Here is a 16,951-nt window from a genome sequence, read left to right as displayed (position 1 = left end):
CAACTCGCGCCTTATTGCGCCTTGATCGCCATTGCCGGCAGCCCGCCGCTGGAGAGTTTCTGCTTGGCTTCGGCCAGTTCGCTGGCGGTGCCGTAAGGCCCCATGCGCACGCGATAAACGGTCTTGCCGCCGATCTGCGCCGACTCCACGCGTGCCGACAGCCCCAGCAGGGCGATTTTCGCCTTGGTGGATTCGGCATCGCCGGAGGCGCCGAACGCGCCGGCCTGAAGAATGTAGCGCGCGTCTTTGCCGGCCGATGCGCTAGCGGCCGCCGGCGTCGCGGCTGCGGTTGTCGTTGCGGCCGCCGGCGTTTCCGAAATCGGCTTCGGATCGCTCGTCGCGGTACCGGACGTTGCGGTCGCTGCGGCTGCTGTCGTGGCCGCCTGCTGCGCGCGCGCTTCGCGTGCCTTCTCCGCGCTCGCGCTGGCGGCGAGTTCGGCGTCGGACATCTGCACTTCTTTGCCCGGAAGCAGGGTGTAGAAGTCATATTGGGTTTCCTTGTTCGCCGCTTCATCCGCCTTGGGGTCGGGCTGCGACGTCGCCGTGGAGGGTTCCGGCGCGATGTCCTCGGCATTGCTGTCGGCGTCGGCCACCTGGGCCGGCAACGCGTCGGGGTTGGGCTGCGGACGGAAAAAGCCATCGCCGTCCTTCTTCATCAATCCGGGCACGATGAAGAATGCGGCCGCGCCCAGCACCAGGCCTGCGATCAGCCACACCCAGCCGGGCGTGCCGTTGCCCGAGTTGCGTCGCGCCTGGGTCTTGTTGCGTCGTGCCGCCATCAAACTACTCTCCAATTACATCTTTTCGGGGGCGCTGACGCCCAACAATTCCAATCCGTTCGCCAACACCTGCCGCGCCGCGCTCGCTAGCGCCAACCTCGCGTCGCGCGTGGCGGGGTCTTCTACCAGCACCGGGGTGGCGTGGTACCAAGTGTGGAAAGCATAGGCCAGTTCGCGCAGGTATTGCGCGATGAGGTGGGGTTCCAATAACTGTCCCGCGTTCTCCACCACTTCCGGAAAACGCGACAGCTCGACCATCAGCAATTGTGAGTTCTCGTCGTCCAGCAACGCGAGGTGGCCCAGTCCGTTGGTTTGGTCGTAGGCGTAGCCCTTTTCCACCCCCTGGCGCAGCAGGCTGCACACGCGAGCGTGCGCGTACTGCACATAGAACACCGGATTATCGTTGCTCTGCTGGCGGGCCAGGTCGATATCGAAGGTGAGCTGCGAATCCGGTTTACGCGCGATCAGGAACCAGCGCGTGGCATCGCGCCCGGCTTCCTCGATCAGATCGCGCAGAGTGAAATAGCTGCCGGCGCGCTTGGAAAGCTTCACTTCCTCGCCACCGCGCATCACCGTGACCATCTGGTGCAGCACGTATTCGGGCCAGCCTTGTGGAATACCGACGTCCAGCGCCTGCAGCCCGGCGCGCACGCGCGCCAGCGAACCGTGGTGGTCGGCGCCCAGCTCGGTAATGGCGCGCCCGTAGCCACGCTGCCACTTGGACAGGTGGTAGGCGATGTCTGGTAGGAAGTAGGTGAAGGTGCCGTCGGACTTGCGCATGACGCGGTCCTTGTCGTCGCCGAAATCCGTGGTCCTGAGCCACAGTGCACCGCCTTCCTCGTAGGTGTGGCCGGTGGCGCCGAGGCGCTGCACGGTTTCGGCGACCTTGCCGTCGTCGTACAGCGAACTCTCCAGGAAGTAGGTATCGAAGGACACATCGAAGGCGGCCAGATCGCCGTTCTGTTCGCGGCGCAAGGCGGCTACGGCGAAGCGGCGAATCGCGTCGAGGTCGTCGGCGTCCTCGGCGCCGGTGATGACGTGGCCGTCGGATTCCACGGTCTCGCCCCGCAAGTACGCATCGGCGACGTCCTGGATGTAGTCGCCGCGATAGCCGGCTTCCGGCCAACCCGCTTCGTCGGGTTTCAGCCCTTTCGCGCGCGCCTGCACCGAGCGCGCGAGGTTCTCGATCTGCACGCCGGCATCGTTGTAATAGAACTCGCGACGCGTTTCCCAACCGTTGGCCTGCAACAGGCGTGCAATGCAGTCACCGATCGCTGCGGCACGGCCGTGGCCGACGTGCAGCGGGCCGGTGGGATTGGCGGAAACGTATTCCACGCCGACCATCTTTCCTTCGCCGGAGGTGTTGAGGCCGTAGGCATCGCCCTGCTGCAGGGCTGCGACGACTTCGCGCTGGTAAGCGGCCGGACTCATGTGAAAATTGATGAAACCCGGGCCGGCGATTTCAACCTTGGCGATGTCGTCGCTGGCCGGCAGTGCCGCGACCAGGGCCTGCGCCAATGCGCGTGGATTGCTGCGCGCAGGCTTGGCTAGCAGCATCGCCGCGTTGCTGGCGAAATCGCCGTGTTCGCGCGTTTTGGGGCGTTCGACCACGAAATCCGGGGTAGCGGTGTCGGCCGGCAAGGTGCCGGCGCTGCGCAGGGCGTCGATGCCTTGGGCGATCAGGGCGCGGAGTTGGGATTTCACGGGGTTCTGCTGACGATGCGGGTCGGCGATTTTAACCGACCGCGCAGGTCAAGGTCTGGCCAGCTCGTTCAGGCGTCACACCCAGCCGCGTGAGGCCAGCGACACAGGCACCCCGTCACCCACCACGAAGTGATCCAGTAGCCTTACCTCCATCAAGGACAGCGCCTGCTTCAAGCGTGCGGTGACCGCGCGATCGGCTGCGGACGGTTCGGCATCTCCCGAAGGATGGTTGTGGCCGACGATCACCGCGGCGGCGTTGTGGGCAAGGGCCCGGCGCACGATTTCGCGCGGATGGACCTCGGTGCCGTCGACCGTGCCCTGGAACAGTTCCTCGAATGCCAGTGCGCGATGCCGCGTGTCCAGGAACAGGGCGGCGAAAACCTCATTTCCGCGTCCGCGCAGGCGCTGGGCGAAATAGCGGCCGGCGGAGTGGGGGTCGCTCAGCACTTCACCCCGTTCCAACGCAGCGGCGAGGTGGCGATGGCTCAGTTCCAGCGCCGCCGTCAGCTTGCAGGCACGGGCCGGACCCAGGCCAGGCAGTTTCGCCATCTGGATTGGGTTGTTTTCCAGCAGCGCGCGCAGCGGGCCATGGGCGGCGAGTAATTCGCGGGAGGTCTGCACCGCGTCGCGCCCGCGCAAACCGGAACCCAGGAAGATCGCCAGCAGTTCCGCATCCGACAGCGCGCCGGCGCCACGGGCCAGGAGCTTTTCACGGGGTCGCTCTTCAGTGGGCCAGTCGCGTATGTGCATAGGACTAGCTTGCCTTGCTTCATGCCTGCGGGGCATAAGGCAGGTGGGGTGCATCGGGTAAGCTAACTGCCTGTACGGCGATAGGACTTCCCCGACGTGGCGGACGACAAATTGATTGGTCAGCACGTGTTGTTGTGTGTCGGCGGAGGCATTGCCGCCTACAAGGCGCTGGAACTGGTGCGCCGACTACGCGAGGCTGGGGCGCAGGTGCAGGTGGCGATGACCGCCGGCGCCCAGCATTTCGTGACGCCGCTGAGCTTCCAGGCACTGTCCGGCAACCCGACCCGCACCACGCTATGGGACAGCGCGGCAGAGGCCTCGATGGGCCATATCGAACTGGCGCGCTGGGCCGACCGGATCCTGATCGCTCCGGCCACCGCCGACCTGTTGGCCAAGCTTGCGCACGGCTTCGCCGACGATCTGGTCACCACCCTGTGCTTGGCCACGACCGCGCCGATCACCGTGGCGCCGGCCATGAACCACCGCATGTGGGGCCATCCGGCCACGCAAGCCAATATCGCGACCCTGCGCGGGCGAGGAGTGCAGGTCATCGGGCCGGAAGACGGTCCGCTGGCCGAAGGCGAGTCCGGCCCCGGGCGCCTCAGCGAACCCGACGCCATCGTGGCGGCGCTGCTGTCCGCCGCGACCGTCGATCAGGCATTGAAAGGGCTGAAAGTAGTGGTGAGCGCTGGCCCTACTTATGAAGACCTGGATCCGGTGCGTTACCTGGGCAACCGAAGCAGCGGCAAGATGGGTTTCGCGGTGGCCGACAGCGCAAGGAGGCGCGGCGCTGAGGTGGTGCTGGTCGCCGGCCCCGTGCATCTGCCGACCCCGGCAGGGGTGACGCGGGTGGACGTGCGTTCTGCCGCGCAGATGCATGAAGCGGTGTTCGCCGCGTTTCCCGCCGATATTTATATAGGCGCGGCCGCCGTGGCCGATTACACCCCGCGCGCACCGGCCGCCAACAAGATCAAAAAGTCGAACGAATCGCTGGCGTTGGATCTGGTGCGCACGCCCGACATCCTGTCCGAGGTCGCCGCGCAGACCCAGGGTCTGAAGCTGGTGGTCGGTTTCGCTGCTGAGACCGAGAACGTCGCCGGCTACGCGCGCGGCAAGCTGGTGGCCAAGCGCCTGGATCTGATCGTGGCCAATCGCGTCGGTGTGGTCGACGGCGGCTTTGAGAGCGACCAGAACGCGATGACTGCCTATTGGCAGGACGGCGAGCGCGTCTTCGACCCGGGCGCCAAAACCAGGTTGGCCGACGACTTGATCGAGCTGATCGTGGAGCGCCTGAACGCATGACCTCAACTTCCGCGAAGTCCGCTTCTCTCCAGGCCATTGAAGTAAAGCTGCTGGATCCACGTTTCGGCGATGAGTGGCCATTGCCGGCCTACGCTACCGAAGCCAGCGCTGGCATGGACCTGCGCGCAGCGTTGGAGGCGCCGCTTACCCTGGCCTCTGGCGACACCGCCTTGATTCCCAGTGGCATCTCGATCCACTTGGCCGATCCGCACCTGTGTGCGGTCGTGCTGCCGCGTTCGGGACTGGGGCACCGGCATGGCATCGTTCTGGGCAACGGGACCGGACTGATCGACGCCGATTACCAAGGTCCCTTGCTGATCAGCGTGTGGAATCGCAGCCAGGAAAGCTTCACCGTCCAACCGGGCGACCGAATCGCTCAGCTAGTTGTGTTGCCCATCACGCGCGTAAGCTTGCAGGTAGTGGATACTTTTGCGGATAGCGCGCGTGGCGAAGGGGGCTTCGGCCACACAGGCGTCCGCTGAAAAAGGCAATACACCATGGCTGAAAACAAACCACGCAAGTCGCAGTCGCCGACTTCGGACCTGCGGCGTGCGCTGCCGATGCTGGCGGCGCTGTTCGCGTTGCTCGCGCTCTGGTTGGGATGGGGCGGCGTGCAGCAATGGCGCGACGCACGGCGCGACGAAGGTCTGCAGCAGGCACGCGACTCGGTGCTGTCGGCCACTCAGCAAGCCCTTGCCGGACAGCTCAAACAGTTGGCCGATAGGATCTCTGCCGCGCCAGTGCAGACCGCATTGCGGGCCGGCGATAGCGCGGCTGCAGCCCAGGCGATCGGAGAGGGCTGGAAGGACGCCAACTCAGTACAGGTCCTGCCCGCCGGCCTGGATGCGGCTTACGGGGCGCCGGCGGATTTCGGCTTCAGCAAGCTGGCCTTGCTGGAAGCTGCGCTCAGCGAAAACGCACCGGTGGCACGCGTGGTTCGGGAGGGCAAGCAAAGCCAGCTCGGCTTGGCCGCGCCTGCCGGTGACGGAGTCGCCTATTTGTACGTTCCCCTGGCTCTGCTGACCGGCAGCTTCGATCAAGCCGCAGTGCCTGCGCAGGCCTACCTCGCGATCAGGCAGGGCGCCTACACAGTTCGCGAAAGCGGCAACAACAGCCTAGCGGACGGAGCCGAGAGCCTGGCCCGACCGATAGGCAAGACCGGCATGCGCGTGGTCGCTGCCGCCCCGGACGGCAGCGAAGGTCCGATGGGCCTGGGCGCGACAGCCAGCTTAGTGACGGCCGCATTAAGCGGAGTGCTGGCAGTATTGATCTTGCTGGTCGCACGTGGCCGATTGAATTTGGATCCGCGCGCCAAGCGCGCCAGCGCCGCAGACGACAACGAACCCACTCTGGTCCAGGCCCTGCAACGCGAGCCGCTGCCGCGCGCGCAGGCCCGCGAGACCACCGAAAAGGATGCAGACGCAGTGACCTCTAGCGACAAGCATATTGAAGTTGACCCCAGTATTTTCCGCGCCTACGACATTCGTGGTGTGGTCGGCGAGACGTTAAGCGTGGAAGTGGCCGAACGCATCGGCCAGGCCATCGGCACGGTGCTGGAGGAGCAGGGCCTGACCGACATCGTGGTGGGCCGCGACGGACGCCTGTCCGGGCCCGAGCTTTCCGATGGTCTGATCGAAGGCCTGCGCAAGGCGGGGCGCAACGTGATCGATATCGGCATGGCGCCGACGCCGGTGGCTTATTTCGCCGCCTATCACCTGCGCACCGGCAGCAGCGTCGCCGTCACCGGTAGCCACAATCCGCCGGACTACAACGGCTTCAAGATCGTGGTCGGCGGACAAACCTTGTCCGGCAATGCCATTACCGACCTATACGCGCGCATTAATGAGAAGCGCCTGCACCGGGCCGAGGCGCACGGCACCTTGCAACAGCGCGACGTGGCGGCCGATTACATCCAGCGTATCGCCGACGATGTGCAGATGGATCGCCCTCTCAAGGTGGTGGTCGATGCCGGCAACGGCGTGGCGGGCGATATCGCCCCCAAACTGCTCGAGGCCATCGGCGCCGAGGTCATCCCGCTGTATTGCGACGTGGACGGCAACTTCCCCAACCACCATCCCGACCCCAGCGAACCGCACAATCTGGAAGACCTGATCCAGACGGTGAAGCGTTTCGACGCCGACATCGGCCTGGCCTTCGACGGCGACGGCGACCGTCTGGGCGTGGTGACCAAGGAAGGCGAGATCATCTTCCCCGACCGCCTGCTGATGCTGTTCGCCGCCGATGTGCTGGAGCGCAACCCGGGCGCGTTGATCATTTATGACGTTAAGTGCACCGGCAAGCTGCAGGGCTGGGTCCTGAGCCATGGCGGCACGCCGCTGATGTGGCAGACCGGCCATTCGCTGATCAAGGCCAAGATGCGCGAAACCGGTGCCCAACTAGCCGGCGAGATGAGCGGACACTTCTTTTTCCAGGAGCGCTGGTACGGGTTCGACGACGGCCTTTACTCGGCCGCGCGCCTGCTGGAAGTCCTCGCCGCGCGTGCCGAGACGCCCAGCGAGGTGCTCAATGCTTTGCCCAATGCGCTGTCCACGCCGGAGATCAAGGTACCGGTGGCCGGCAGTCCGCACGAGATCGTGGCGAAGTTCGTGGCCAGCGCGCAGTTCGAAGGCGCTCGCCTGACCACCATCGATGGCCTGCGCGCCGACTGGGAAGACGGCTGGGGGCTGGTGCGTGCGTCCAACACCACTCCGATCCTGGTGCTGCGCTTCGAAGCCGACAACAAAGAAGCATTAGCCCGCATCAAAGACGAGTTCCGCGCTCACCTGTTGAAAGTGGCGCCGGAAATCACCGCAACCTTCTAATTGAATTGGTGGGAGCGGCGTCCCGCCGCGAGCTTTTGACGTTGCTCGACTACGCTGACAAAAGCTAGAAGCTCGCGGCGGGACGCCGCTCCCACGTACTTGCGGCAGTTCCCGGGTTTAGCGCAAGCCCGCGCCTATTTTGCGGGAACGGTCGCAACCGCTGCCGCTGGGTCCGCAGCCACGGCGTCGATCCCTTTCAGTTCCCGATAACGACGCAGGATGTCGGCGATTTCCGCGTCCAGTTCCACGCGTTGCCGCTCGAAGCTGGCCTGTAGCAGACGTTGGCGCTGCAGTTCACGATGACGGCTGGCAATGCTGTCGGCGATCTTCGGCACCACCGGTTTTCCCGCAAGTTCCTGATCGCCTGCGGTCCGCAATAGGCTGACCAGCCCCTCGCGCAGACTGGCCACGTTGTAGCGTGCAGTGCGGATGCTGTTATCGACGATGCCGGTGCGTTCGTTGAACACGCGGCGCAGTTCTTCTTCGGTTTGATAGGACGACAGCAGGGCTTGCTCGGTGCGGCGGCGGGTGTCGGCGGCGGCCTGGTCGACCTGGCGCTGTTGTTCGTCCGAGGCTGCGAGCGCGCGCTCTTCCTCGGTCAGTGCGCGGTCCACTCCGCCGGTACGCAGCCCGCTGCGCGCGCTGATTTCTTCGCGCGCGCGGTTGACTGCCTCGGCCGGCAGCGCGTCGCTGCAGACGCGCTGGCCGTTCTCATTCCAGCAATAGAGTTTCTTGGCAGTATCCGGCGCCTTCTGCGCCATGGCCAAAGGCGTTAGCGCCGCGCACAGGGCTATCAACAATAACTGGTGTTTCTTCGGCATCGTCGCAGGCCCCTTGCCTTAGTCGGACGGACTGCTGCCGTAGCTGGCGCGGTAGGCAAGCAGGCGGTCGCGGTGGGAGACAAGTTCAGCGCTTTCGCCGGCGAAAGCAAGCAAGTCGTGCAGGTTTGCGACCGCAATCACGGGCACCCCCGTCTCCGCAGCCACCGATTGCGCAGCCGAACGCCGCGCCGCCGCCGTTTCGGCACCCTCGCCCAGCACCTCTTGCCGATCCAGCGCCACTACGATGCCGGCGGCACGGCCGCCGCCCGCCTGGATCAGGCCCAAGGCTTCGCGAATCGCGGTGCCTGCGGTGATTACGTCATCGACGATCAGTACATTCCGGTCTTCCAGCGGCGCGCCGATCAGCATGCCGCCTTCGCCATGCGCCTTGGCCTCCTTGCGGTTATAGGCCACCGGCAGATCGCGGCCGCGGCGCGCGAATTCGCAGGCCAGCGCCGTCGCCAACGGGATGCCCTTGTAAGCGGGACCGAACAGCAAGTCGAAGTGCACGCCAGCCGCTTCCACCGCATCGGCGTAACAGGCGGCCAGATCGGCCAGCTTGGCGCCGCTGTCGAAACGGCCGGCATTGAAGAAATAGGGACTCAGGCGCCCGGACTTCAGGGTGAATTCGCCGAAGCGCAGGGCTTGGGAATGCAGGGCCAGCTGCAGGAAGCGGCTTCGATGATCGCTCATGGGCGTGCTCTGAGGTGCGTGTTCTGCGGTGGAATGCCTGCAAGCCTAGCCCATCGCCACCAGGGCCGGCCACCGTGCGGCGCAGTTCGGGCACAATCGAGCTTTGATCAGCTGCAACCGTCGAGAAACATTCCATGAGAATCATAAGCTTCAACGCCAATGGCCTGCGTTCGGCGGCCACCAAGGGTTTCTTCGATTGGTTCGCGGCCCAGGACGCCGATGTGCTGTGCGTGCAGGAAACCAAAGCGCAGGAGCACCAGCTGGGCGGTCCCGAATTCCTGCCCGCCGGCTACAAGGCCTGGTTCCGCGACGCCAGCACCAAGAAGGGCTACAGCGGCGTGGCGATCTACAGCAAACGCGAGCCGGACGAAGTCCGCACCGCGCTGGGCTGGGCGGAGTTCGACGAGGAAGGCCGCTATTTGGAGGCGCGTTTCGGCAATCTGAGCGTCGTTTCTTTTTACATTCCGTCCGGTTCTTCGGGCGAGCTGCGCCAGGGCTTCAAGTTCCAGGTGATGGACTGGCTGGCGCCGATTCTCGAGGAATGGCGCAGCAGCGGCCGCGACTACGTGCTGTGCGGCGATTGGAACATCGTGCGTTCGCGCCTGGATATCAAGAACTGGACGTCGAACCAGAAGAATTCCGGCTGCCTGCCGGCCGAGCGCGACTGGCTCAACGGCCTGTGCGTGGAAAGCGACGCCGGCAACGGCCGCGGCTGGGTCGATGCCTATCGCACGCTGCATGCCGAAGGTCAGGATTACACCTGGTGGAGCAACCGCGGCGCCGCGCGCGCCAACAACGTGGGTTGGCGGATCGACTACCAGATCGTCACGCCGTCGTTGCGGGACAAGCTGAAGGCCTGTTCGATCTACACCGCGTCGCGATTCTCGGACCATGCGCCGTTCACTGTGGACTACGCGTTGTGAGCCAAGCCCCAGCCAAGCCCAAGCACCCAGGCTGGCGACAGGTCCTGACCAACCTGCGCCAGCCCAAGGTGCTGGTGATGCTGCTGCTGGGCTTCAGTTCGGGCATCCCGATCTACCTGGTGGGCAACACGCTGGGTTTCTGGATGCGAGAAAACGGCATAGAGCTGTCCACCATCGGCTTTCTGTCGTGGGTCGGCCTGGCCTATTCGCTCAAGTTCCTGTGGGCGCCGCTCATCGACAAGCTCGACGCGCCGCTATTCGGCCGCTGGCTGGGACGGCGCCGCGGCTGGATGCTGCTGTCGCAGTTGATCGCCGCCGCTGGCTTGATCGGCATGGCGCTAGTGCAGCCGATCGAAGGACAACTCGTACTGGCCGGCTTTGCGCTCGATCAGCTAGTGGTGTTCGGTGTCTTGGCGCTGGTGGTGGCGTTCGCTTCCTCCACGCAGGACATCGTGATCGACGCTTGGCGCATCGAAAGCGCCGACAGCAACGAACAGCAAGGCCTGCTCACTTCGACCTCGACGCTCGGCTATCGCGGCGCGTTGCTGGTGACTGATTCGCTGATCCTGATCTTCGCCGCGAGCATCGGCTGGGCGCTCTCGTACCAGGTCATGGCGCTGTTGCTGGGCGTGGGCGTCGTGGCCACTTTGTTGGCGCGCGAGCCGGTGGCGACAGCGTTGGCGTCGGCAGCGCCGCATCCGGCGCTACTCACGCCACAGGGCTTGTTCGATGCGTTAATCGGACCGTTCCTGGCGTTCTTCCGTCAGCACGGCAGTTGGGCGCTATTGATCCTGCTGACGATCAGCTTGTACCGCTTGCCCGACTTCGTGATGGGGCCGATGGCCAATCCGTTCTACGCCGATCTGGGCATCGCCAAGGAAACCGTTGGTGCGGTGCGCGGCTCGGTGGGATTGATCGCAACCATCGTCGGCATCGCGGCGGCGGGACTATGCGCGGTGCGCTTCGGCTTTGTTCCCACGCTGCTGGCTGGCGCGGTGCTCGGCCCGGGTTCCAATCTGGCTTTCGCTTACCTTGCCTTGCACGGTGCCGATGCCGGCGTGTTCACCGCTGCGATGGTCATCGACAACTTCTGCAACGGATTCGCTGGCGTGGCTTTGGTGGGCTATATGTCCAGCCTGACCAGCGTTGGCTACACCGCGACGCAGTACGCGTTGCTGAGCTCGTTCTATGCCTTGCTCGGCAAGGTATTCAAGGGGTTTTCGGGAGTGGCGGTGGAGCACCTCGAAACCGGGCGAACCCTGCTGGAGGCCTATTCCCTGTTCTTCATCGGCACGGCGTTGATCGGCATTCCCGCATTTCTGTTGTGCATTCGCCTGGCCACGCGTAAATATGGACCTACGGACGGCGGAACGGGGCCGCGGGGGGCGACATGACCGACATCGTGATGAAGGACATCGATCCAGTCCTTGCTGACCGCATCCGTCGCGTGGCCGAGGCGCGTGGCTGGAACATGCACGACACCCTGTTCCACCTGCTCGAGCAGGGTCTGTTCGTCACCGAGGCCGAAGTCCGCAGCGGTTTCAACGACCGCGAAGTGGACGTATTGTCTGCGGCCATCACCGCGTTGAAGGACGTGCCGCGCGGACACGGGTTCTGATGATTTGTCGCTCAAAACCCGATACCCAACAGAGCGTGGGAGCGCCGTCCCGGCGCGAGCTTTGTAGACGAGCGGTATAAGAGCTCGCGCCGGGGCGGCGCTCCCACGCGGCGTTATCTGTTCAATATTTCAAGCTGGATAGATCGTACCCAGCACTCTTGGCCCCTTTGCGCCCGTCACGCTAGGCAAATTGCCTGGCCGTCCGGCCAGGGTTTCCCGCGCCAGCCAGGCGAAGCCCATGGCCTCCACGTAGTCCGGGTCCAGCCCGTACGCTGCGGTGGATTCCACCTCTACGCCAGGCAGATGCGCCGCGATCCGTGCCATCAATGCCGCGTTATGCACGCCGCCACCGCAACCCAGCACGCGCGCCGTGCCCGGTTGGGTGGCGCGTAATGCGTTGGCTACGGTGATCGCGCTGAGCTCGAGCAAGGTTGCCTGCACATCCGCAGACGAGAGCTTGACAGTACCCAACCGAGATTCCAGCCAACGAAGATGGAACTGTTCCCGTCCCGTGCTCTTCGGCGGCAGCAGCGCGAACCATGGATCGCCCAGCAACCGCGCCAGCAATTCAGCGTCCACTGTGCCGCTGGCGGCGAATGCGCCGCTCGCATCGTAGGCCTGGCCGGTATGGCGCTCGCACCAGGCATCCATCAATGCGTTGGCCGGACCGGTATCGAAACCTCGCACCTCGCCCGAGCTCGGCAGTAGGGTGAAGTTGCCGATGCCGCCCAGATTCAACACCGCGCGGTTTTCCTGGCTCGAACGCAGCATCGCCGCATGGAAGGCGGGCATCAATGGCGCGCCGTGGCCGCCGGCGGCCACATCGCGGCGGCGGAAGTCGGCCACTGTGGTGAGTCCACTGCGTTCGGCGATTACGTTGCCGTCGCCCATCTGCCAAGTGAAAGCCGCCGCCGATTCGGGCCGATGGCGCACCGTCTGCCCATGCGAACCGATCGCGCGCACCTGGCTTCGGTCCGTTCTTGAATCGACGATCGCCTGCGTCGCGGCATCGGCAAAAGCGCGGGCCAGGGTGGTATCCAGTTCGCCCAGTTCGTCCAGCGAAGTCGCTTCGCCACCTTGGCCCAGCGCGATCAGGCGCGTGCGCAGCGTTTCGTCCCAGGGATAGGTGCGGCCGAACACGAGTTCGCAATGCGGCTCGAAACGCACCAGCGCGGCATCGATGCCGTCGGCGCTGGTGCCGGAAATAAGGCCCAGGTAGAGCTGGGCGGAGTCGTCAGGCATGCGGTGACCGGGAAGGCACGATGGATTTCGTGCCGCAAGCATCGCCGCACGCGTCCGCTCCTACAAGAGCGGACGGCAAGTACGGGCGAGGATCAGCGCTTCTTGGAAGCGAGCGCGGTGGCCAGTGCGGTCGTTGCCGGCGCTGGTGCGGCATCCACGTCGGCGTAAATGATGTTCTCGACCGTGCGGATACGCGCCAAAGCATTGGCGGTGTAGGTACGGTACGCAGCCAGCTGCGCGCCAGCCAAAGGTTCCGGCGGCGGCATGGTGATCGACAGCGGATTGCGGTGCGCGCCGTTGACGCGGAATTCGTAATGCAGGTGCGGGCCGGTGGCCAGGCCGGTGGATCCCACGTAACCAATCACCGTGCCTTGCGCGACCGATTGGCCCCTGCGCAGCTTGGCGGTACGCGACATATGTCCATAAAGCGTGGTGTAGCCGCGGCCGTGGTTGAGGATCACCACGTTGCCGTAACCGCGCTGCCAGCCGATGAATTCCACCCGTGAATCGCCGGCGGCCATGATCGGTGTGCCGGTCGAGGCGGCGTAATCCACGCCCTTGTGCATGCGCATGGTGCCCAGCACCGGGTGCTTGCGCGCGCCGAACTTGGAGCTGAGGCGTGCGTACGGAATCGGCATGCGGATGAAGGTCTTCTTCAGCGGCCGGCCCTGCGCGGTGAAGTATTCGGGTTTGCTGTTCGGGCGCGAAAAGCGGAAGCCCGAATGCAGCTTGCCATCGACGGTGAACGTGGCGGCCAGCACCGGGCTGGTGCTGATGAGTTCGCCTTCGCGCCAGGTCTGGTCGACCACCACGCTGAAGCGGTCGTCGGCGTCCAGGTCCGAATCGAAGTCGATGTCGTACTTGAAGATCTCGTCGGTCAGCGAATTGATGTTGGCCGAGGTCAGCCCGGCCTTGCGCGCCGAACGGTTGAGCGAACGTCCGACCTTGCCGCTGAGTACGACGGTGCGGGTGGTGCTCTCGCGCGCGACCACTTTTTCGATGAGGGTGTCGCCGGCCAGCGACAGCTCGACGCGGTGGTCGGAGTCGCGGTCGTAGCGCAACGTGCGCAGGCTGCCGCTGACGGGCAGGTCGAATGCCAGTTCCGTGCCGGGCTTGAGTTTGGTCAGCGTGGCCTTCGCATCGGCGTTTTTGAGGATGCGCTGCATGGTCTCGCGGGGAATACCCAGATCCTTGAACAGCGAACCCAAGGTCTGTCCCGGCCTGACCTTGACGATCTGCCAGCTGTCGCCGACGGTCCCTGCTTGCCGCTCCTTGGAGAGCTCGGGCAGGTCCAGCGCCAGCACCGCGTGCGGCGCGGCCGCCGGAGTCTGCACGACGGTGGAGAAACCCGGCACGATGGTCGCTACCATCACGCCGATGGCAGTGAACAGGCTGGCGTGGATCCACTGCCGCCGCGTCCATCGCCTTGCCGAAAGGTGCTCCCTCACTTGATCATGCAGGGCCGAATCGCGAAGAACTTCCAGACGTTGCTTGAAACGCTGCTTGCGGCCGGGGCCGTCACCGTGAGTGTGCATCTATATGACTTCCCCGGACCCAAGACGGCGAGTCCAATCCGGGTACCATAATCACGCGAATAGTCGGCGTCAAACCCTTGAGTGGATTGACTTTTTTGACTGGCGTCACGCTTAACTTTGGTTTAACTTTAGATTCATCTTTGTTAGCAGCTCCGCTGCGCCTATTCATTAATTGGATACGACCTTGCCACACGCAGCAGCACTAGAACTGATCGGCCGCGGCGCCGACGAAATCCTCAAGCGCGAGGAACTGGAAGCCAGGCTCAAGCTAGGCCGGCCTCTGCGCATCAAGGCCGGGTTCGACCCCACCGCCCCGGATCTGCACATCGGCCATACCGTGCTGCTGAACAAGATGCGCCAATTCCAGGATCTGGGGCACCAGGTGATTTTCTTGATCGGCGACTTCACCGGCATGATTGGCGACCCCAGCGGCAAGAACGTCACCCGCAAGCCGTTGACCCGCGAGGACGTGGAAGCCAACGCCCGCACCTACGCCGATCAGGTGTTCAAGGTGCTGGATCGGGAAAAGACCGAGCTGCGCTTCAATTCCGAATGGTTCGGGCAGATGTCGGCCGCCGACCTGATCAAGCTGGCCGGCCAGCACACCGTGGCGCGCATGCTGGAGCGCGACGATTTCGCCAAGCGCTACGCCGCCCAACAATCCATCGCCATCCATGAATTCCTGTATCCGCTGGTCCAGGGCTACGACTCGGTGGCCCTGAAAGCGGACGTGGAACTGGGCGGCACCGACCAGAAGTTCAATCTGCTGATGGGCCGCGGCCTGCAGGAACACTACGGGCAGCCGCCGCAGATCGTGCTGACCATGCCGCTGCTGGAAGGCCTGGACGGCGTCAACAAGATGTCCAAGTCGCTGGGCAACTACATCGGCATCAGCGAGCCGGCCATCGACATCGTCACCAAGACCATGAAGATCGGCGACGAACTGATGTGGCGTTGGATCGAGCTGCTCAGCTTCGACATCGGCGTCGCCGAAGCCAAAGCCTTGCAGGCCGAAGTGGCGTCCGGCGCGCTCAATCCGCGCGATATCAAGTTGCGCCTCGCCCGTGAACTGACCGCCCGCTTCCACGATGCCGCACAGGCCGAACAAGCCATCGCCGGCTGGCACGCCGTGGTCCGCGGCGAAGGCGACACTTCGCTATTGCCGCTGCAGGAAGTGAATGTCCCCGCCGAAGGCCTGCGCATCGCCGCGCTGCTGACGGCCGCCGGCATCACTCCCAGCAACGGCGAAGCCACGCGCAAGCTCAAGGAGCGTGCGGTGCGGGTGGATGGCGCCGTGGTGGAAGATCCGCAGACCCATTTCACGCCGGGATTCGAGGGCGTACTGCAGGTAGGCAAGCGCAACTTCGCGCGCGTACGCCTGCTGGCGAGTTGAGGAAACCGCCTCGCGTTTATGGATAGCGTGGTCAGCCGATGGTTCGGCGCGGAATTCGAACGGCTGCATCCTTTGTTGCAGGCGCTACATCTACGCGGCGGCACTTTGGCCGGTCCGATAGAGATAGCGCTGGGGCGGGGGCTGGCACGTCCGTTCGGCCAGGCCATCGCGCGCAAGCTTGGGATTCCGCTGCAAGCGGGCCAACACGCGCTGCGGGTCGAAATCGGCCACCGGCCCGACCGCCTGCTGTGGAGCCGTCGCTTCGACAATCGCCAGCGCATGGATTCCACCTTCCGCCCTGTTGGCGCCTGGCCGGATGGCATGTGGTTGGAGCAGACCGGTCCGGTGCGGCTGGGCCTGGCGGTCGAAGTGATCGATGGCGGCTGGTATTGGCGCTGTCGCAAGGCCTGGCTCTTTGGAGTCAGGCTGCCGCTGGCGCTGTTCCCGCAATCCAGCGCTTATAAATGCATCGAAGACGGACGATATCGATTCCAGGTGACTTTCACCATGCCGCTGCTGGGCGAGGTGTTGTCCTACGGCGGCCTGTTGGAAAGTCAGCCTGCGCGTGCCACCGAGTAGCCGTCTCAGCTCGCAGACAGAATCTGGCAAACCGCCTGGCACAACGCCACGACCTTGCCTTCCGGGTTGCGCGCCTCGCCGGTCAAGTACAACGTTCCGCGTGTGCGCTCGGTCAACCGCGCTACGCAAACGATGAAACTGGTTTCGCGCGTTACCGGGCGCAAATACTGGGTATTCAGCGAGCTGGTCACGCTGGGCGGCGCAATCAGGTAGGAGAACGGCCCCAAGGTATTGTCCAGCGCCGCCACGATGTAGCCGCCCTGCATATGCCCCAGAGGATTCGCATAGCGCGGCAGTACCGGGAAACGAACGGTAAGCGAGGCGTTTTCTTCGTATTCCAGCGGTTCGCCCTGCATGTCGATCAGGCAGGGAGGAGGAATTTGCAGGTCCATGCCTTCCGGAACCATGGATTGCAGGCGCTCGCTGATTGTCTTGCCGGTTAGCAAAGCCATAAGGGTTCGTTCTTGTAGTGGGAATTTCCCGATTGTGACCCACCGGATCGGCAGAAACCCTTGCCCTGTCTGGGTAGCCGTTCGGCCCAGAAAATTATTTCAATTAACCCCTTCCCAAAAGGATTCTCGCCGCCCATAATTCGCCCCCCTTGCAGCGGCGCGGTTTCGGCCGGTAAGCAGCGACAAGGGCGAAGCGACAAAATCTTGGAAACGAGGTGTTGACGTTCTCGGAAGCCCCCCTATAATGGGCGGCTCACTCGGATGGATCGGCGCCTTGCGGCGAAGATCGAAACGAGGGAAGCGAAAAAATCTTGAAATAAGATATTGACGCTTCCAGA

At 64.3% G+C, this 16,951-nt stretch carries 16 protein-coding genes; 8 read left to right on the top strand and 8 right to left on the bottom strand.

What is annotated here, in order from left to right; genetic code table 11:
- Positions 1–11 precede the first annotated feature (11 nt).
- The 3 genes from AC1DTQ_RS05250 to radC all read right to left on the bottom strand — a co-directional run bounded on the left by AC1DTQ_RS05250 (position 12) and on the right by radC (position 3,233).
- Positions 12–779, bottom strand: a complete 768-nt coding sequence (locus tag AC1DTQ_RS05250; protein ID WP_477848480.1) for an SPOR domain-containing protein — start codon at positions 777–779, stop codon at positions 12–14.
- 15 nt (positions 780–794) lie between these two features.
- Entirely contained in the window at positions 795–2,483 is a 1,689-nt protein-coding gene (gene argS, locus AC1DTQ_RS05245; RefSeq protein WP_477848479.1) for an arginine--tRNA ligase, read from the bottom strand.
- A 75-nt stretch (positions 2,484–2,558) separates the two neighbouring features.
- Positions 2,559–3,233 carry a RadC family protein gene (gene radC, locus AC1DTQ_RS05240; protein ID WP_477848478.1) on the bottom strand — a complete coding sequence of 225 codons (675 nt, stop codon included), beginning with the start codon at positions 3,231–3,233 and terminating at the stop codon, positions 2,559–2,561.
- A gap of 96 nt (positions 3,234–3,329) precedes the next feature.
- Here radC and coaBC point away from each other — a divergent pair, with 96 nt between their 5' ends.
- Genes coaBC through AC1DTQ_RS05225 form a run of 3 tightly spaced genes read left to right on the top strand, consistent with a single transcriptional unit; the run spans position 3,330 to position 7,357 of the window.
- Entirely contained in the window at positions 3,330–4,535 is a 1,206-nt protein-coding gene (coaBC, locus tag AC1DTQ_RS05235) for a bifunctional phosphopantothenoylcysteine decarboxylase/phosphopantothenate--cysteine ligase CoaBC (RefSeq protein ID WP_477848477.1), read from the top strand.
- A complete protein-coding gene (gene dut, locus AC1DTQ_RS05230; protein ID WP_477848476.1) occupies positions 4,532–5,017 on the top strand; it encodes a dUTP diphosphatase in 486 nt (161 codons plus the stop codon). Before coaBC ends, dut begins: the two co-directional genes overlap by 4 nt.
- Before the next feature lie 15 nt (positions 5,018–5,032).
- Entirely contained in the window at positions 5,033–7,357 is a 2,325-nt protein-coding gene (locus tag AC1DTQ_RS05225; protein ID WP_477848475.1) for a phosphomannomutase/phosphoglucomutase, read from the top strand.
- Positions 7,358–7,491: 134 nt separating this feature from the next.
- Here the strand turns inward: AC1DTQ_RS05225 and AC1DTQ_RS05220 are convergent, their stop codons facing one another.
- Together AC1DTQ_RS05220 and pyrE are read right to left on the bottom strand one after the other, a co-directional pair.
- Positions 7,492–8,178, bottom strand: a complete 687-nt coding sequence (locus AC1DTQ_RS05220; protein WP_477848474.1) for a hypothetical protein — start codon at positions 8,176–8,178, stop codon at positions 7,492–7,494.
- 18 nt (positions 8,179–8,196) lie between these two features.
- Complete coding sequence (gene pyrE / locus AC1DTQ_RS05215) at positions 8,197–8,871, bottom strand: orotate phosphoribosyltransferase (protein ID WP_477848473.1); 675 nt, start codon at positions 8,869–8,871, stop codon at positions 8,197–8,199.
- Positions 8,872–9,005: 134 nt separating this feature from the next.
- On the opposite strand from pyrE, the gene AC1DTQ_RS05210 reads away from it, so the two are divergent.
- The 3 genes from AC1DTQ_RS05210 to AC1DTQ_RS05200 are packed head-to-tail and all read left to right on the top strand — an operon-like array spanning position 9,006 to position 11,412.
- A complete protein-coding gene (locus AC1DTQ_RS05210) occupies positions 9,006–9,794 on the top strand; it encodes an exodeoxyribonuclease III (protein WP_477848472.1) in 789 nt (262 codons plus the stop codon).
- Positions 9,791–11,188 (top strand): AmpG family muropeptide MFS transporter, encoded by a 1,398-nt coding sequence (locus AC1DTQ_RS05205; RefSeq protein ID WP_477848471.1) that lies wholly within the window; start codon positions 9,791–9,793, stop codon positions 11,186–11,188. Before AC1DTQ_RS05210 ends, AC1DTQ_RS05205 begins: the two co-directional genes overlap by 4 nt.
- A complete protein-coding gene (locus AC1DTQ_RS05200; protein ID WP_477848470.1) occupies positions 11,185–11,412 on the top strand; it encodes a hypothetical protein in 228 nt (75 codons plus the stop codon). Before AC1DTQ_RS05205 ends, AC1DTQ_RS05200 begins: the two co-directional genes overlap by 4 nt.
- A gap of 129 nt (positions 11,413–11,541) precedes the next feature.
- On the opposite strand, the gene AC1DTQ_RS05195 is transcribed toward AC1DTQ_RS05200, so the two are convergent.
- Positions 11,542–12,654: an anhydro-N-acetylmuramic acid kinase gene (locus AC1DTQ_RS05195; RefSeq protein ID WP_477848469.1), complete on the bottom strand. Its 1,113-nt coding sequence runs from the start codon at positions 12,652–12,654 to the stop codon at positions 11,542–11,544.
- Positions 12,655–12,746: 92 nt separating this feature from the next.
- On the bottom strand, positions 12,747–14,189 hold the full coding sequence (locus AC1DTQ_RS05190) for a peptidoglycan DD-metalloendopeptidase family protein (RefSeq protein WP_477848468.1): 1,443 nt from the start codon (positions 14,187–14,189) through the stop codon (positions 12,747–12,749).
- Between the two features lie 184 nt (positions 14,190–14,373).
- Here AC1DTQ_RS05190 and tyrS point away from each other — a divergent pair, with 184 nt between their 5' ends.
- A complete protein-coding gene (tyrS, locus tag AC1DTQ_RS05185; RefSeq protein WP_477848467.1) occupies positions 14,374–15,582 on the top strand; it encodes a tyrosine--tRNA ligase in 1,209 nt (402 codons plus the stop codon).
- A gap of 18 nt (positions 15,583–15,600) precedes the next feature.
- Positions 15,601–16,161, top strand: a complete 561-nt coding sequence (locus AC1DTQ_RS05180) for a DUF4166 domain-containing protein (RefSeq protein WP_477848466.1) — start codon at positions 15,601–15,603, stop codon at positions 16,159–16,161.
- Positions 16,162–16,166: 5 nt separating this feature from the next.
- Here AC1DTQ_RS05180 and AC1DTQ_RS05175 read toward each other — a convergent pair whose 3' ends face one another.
- Positions 16,167–16,613 carry a PaaI family thioesterase gene (locus tag AC1DTQ_RS05175; RefSeq protein ID WP_477848465.1) on the bottom strand — a complete coding sequence of 149 codons (447 nt, stop codon included), beginning with the start codon at positions 16,611–16,613 and terminating at the stop codon, positions 16,167–16,169.
- Positions 16,614–16,951: the final 338 nt, after the last annotated feature.

This window comes from Pseudoxanthomonas sp. P4_B2, assembly GCF_056402315.1.
This window is presented reverse-complemented; position numbering and strand designations above follow the sequence as displayed.